The 2,317-nt window shown below is 39.9% G+C and carries 3 protein-coding genes; all 3 read right to left on the bottom strand.

What is annotated here, in order from left to right:
• Positions 1-81: 81 nt before the first annotated feature.
• Positions 82-1,617, bottom strand: coding sequence for an IS66 family transposase (gene tnpC / locus FD32_RS02725; RefSeq protein ID WP_056962097.1), 1,536 nt, complete (start codon positions 1,615-1,617; stop codon positions 82-84).
• 69 nt (positions 1,618-1,686) lie between these two features.
• A complete protein-coding gene (tnpB, locus tag FD32_RS02730; protein ID WP_047770168.1) occupies positions 1,687-2,043 on the bottom strand; it encodes an IS66 family insertion sequence element accessory protein TnpB in 357 nt (118 codons plus the stop codon).
• The gene (locus tag FD32_RS10020; protein WP_047770166.1) at positions 2,033-2,227 is read right to left on the bottom strand and encodes a hypothetical protein; all 195 of its coding nucleotides are present in this window, start codon (positions 2,225-2,227) and stop codon (positions 2,033-2,035) included. The genes tnpB and FD32_RS10020 overlap by 11 nt, the downstream gene beginning before the upstream one ends.
• Positions 2,228-2,317: the final 90 nt, after the last annotated feature.

Raw genomic sequence — 2,317 nt, forward strand, 5'->3', positions numbered from 1 at the left:
GTAAGCACCGAATAACAACACGTATTGAAAAAGCGTCATGCGCGACATCAGTTTTGATGTTACGCATGACGCTTGCTCATTTTAAATATGACATTGTGCCTGAACTTCTTTTGCCCATGGCAAAAAGCCCTCAAGATCTTTATTTTCACGATTCGGTAAGTGATCGAACAGATACTTGAAGTATTTATAGATGTTCAAATGATTCATTTTAGCTGTGCCAACTATCGTGTAATATATAGCACTTGCCTTGGCTCCACGAATGCTTTTCGCAAAAAGACTATTTTTACGAATTAACGTTGAAGGTCGGATCGCCTGTTCCACTGGATTATTGGTTAATGGGACTTGACCATTTTCAAAAATCCGATAGACTCGTGACTTTAACGCTAACGCGTTTTGAATGGCATTCTTTAATTTGCCTAGGGGCCGCTTAACCTGACTAATGTAGTCATAAAATGAATCCAATAATGGTCTTATTCTTTTCCTTCGCTCTGCGGCTTTTTCTTCTTGAGTGTGATATACTAGGCGCTTTTCTGTATGAAAAACCGGCCTTAATAATGACACTGCCTGTTGGGCAATTGAAGATTTGGCAGGGCGATTATGCAACGTCTTAATGATATTGATGAATTCACGCCGAATATGCACTAGGCATGATCCAAACTTAGCGTTTGGATAAAGGTGACTACTATAACCACCATAACCATCGCACATTATAATTCCCTGATAGTCACTCCCCATGATATCCTCAATAACTTTACCAGAACGTGTATTGGCATAATGAAAGACGTTGATTGGATGACGACTAAATTCAGCGGTCGTCCTCATGGCCCAAAAATAGCAGTTTGCTTTATGCTCTTCTAACACTTGGAAGGGTGTCTCATCCATATGGATTACTTCTTCGGAACGCATTAACTCACATAATTTCTTGTATAGAGGCATCAAGTAGCTTTCACTGACGTTAATAATATTCTTAGTGATTAGAGTATCGTCAACTGGCATTCCCATGGCCAACCAAAGCTTAAGTTGACGATGAAATGGTAAAGCTAGATTAAACTTTAATTCGCTAATCTTCGCTAAAATGCTACTTGAGAAATAGCTATGTGGCAAAATTGCCTGTGGTACCTTGCTATTAACAACCAGATCGTTGCCATCTGGATGACAGTGATTACACTTATAGCTTTCCTGGTAAAAGTTCTTGCAGTATAATTCGGCCGGTTTAAAGGTTGCTTCGCGTCTTGCTAAACGCTGGCCAATTTTAGTCATATTCTCCTGACAGTGAGGACACTTCGTGTCCGTTAGCGGAATGACCTGGTCTACCTGGGGCAGACTATTCAAAAAAGCGGTACGTTTACCCGACCGCTTAGATTTACGGTGACGTACCACTTGTTTTTGCTTTATTGTAACTACCTCAGTAATATCTTGATCATTGTCTTCCAGCTCAGCGAGCTGTTGGTCACTAAATAATGACTGTTGTCCTGCAACTACTTCCTTAAAAACTTCAGTTTTTTTCCCAAATAGTTGGTTCTGTAAGGTCTTGATAATCATCTGTTGTTGAGCAATTTGTGCCTGAGCGGCGGCTAATTGCTTTTTAAGTTCAGCACTTTGCTTTTCGTAATCCATGGTTCGTCACCTCCGTTCTTAATGAATCTTGATTAATTATATCAAAAGCGGAGGGATTTAAAAAGAGTCTTAGTAGAGATTACCTGGTTTAACTTTATGAACATTAGGTGTAGGAAAAGGATTAAGTCCTTTCAAAAGTTTGACTAATTCCTGGTGCTTTAATAGGCGAGCTTCCGAAGAATTTCGTGGCCATTTAAGATGGCCATTTTCATAGCGTTTATAGAGTAAGATAAAGCCTTCGCCGTCCCAATATAAGCCCTTGAAACGATCGCTCCTAAAGCCACAGAAAAGGAAGAGTGAGTCATCATATAATTCTAAACCATAGTTTTCAGCGACTAGGATCGCTAGGCCATCAATTCCTTTACGGAGGTCGGTCTTCCCACAAACAAGATAGATATGTTTAGGCGCGTGCCAATTAATAAGCATTTTCAACCAACACCTTTACTAATTCGCTGGCGAGCTTTGGATTGACACCCTTGAAGATCGTTAAACAAACTCCCTTAAGCTCCACCTTCGCCGCAATATGCTTATATGGCGCATGGATCGGCACCGACATCGGAGATGGCTTTGAAATAAAATCAGGTGTAATAATTTCGTGTTTTTCTTCCATAAATAAAAATAATCTCCTAACTGAATTTCTGGTAATCAGTATAGGAGACCTCAAATTGAAAATATAGACGTGTTGTTATTCGGTGCTTAC

Source organism: Limosilactobacillus panis DSM 6035 (genome assembly GCF_001435935.1).
In the GTDB taxonomy this organism is placed as follows: Bacteria; Bacillota; Bacilli; order Lactobacillales; family Lactobacillaceae; genus Limosilactobacillus; species Limosilactobacillus panis.

Bases quoted from the DNA above. Each gene is read 5' to 3' on its own strand.
- tnpC (WP_056962097.1), bottom strand. From the start codon at position 1,617: ATGGATTACGAAAAGCAAAGTGCTGAACTTAAAAAGCAATTAGCCGCC.
- tnpB (WP_047770168.1), bottom strand. From the start codon at position 2,043: ATGCTTATTAATTGGCACGCGCCTAAACATATCTATCTTGTTTGTGGG.
- FD32_RS10020 (WP_047770166.1), bottom strand. From the start codon at position 2,227: ATGGAAGAAAAACACGAAATTATTACACCTGATTTTATTTCAAAGCCA.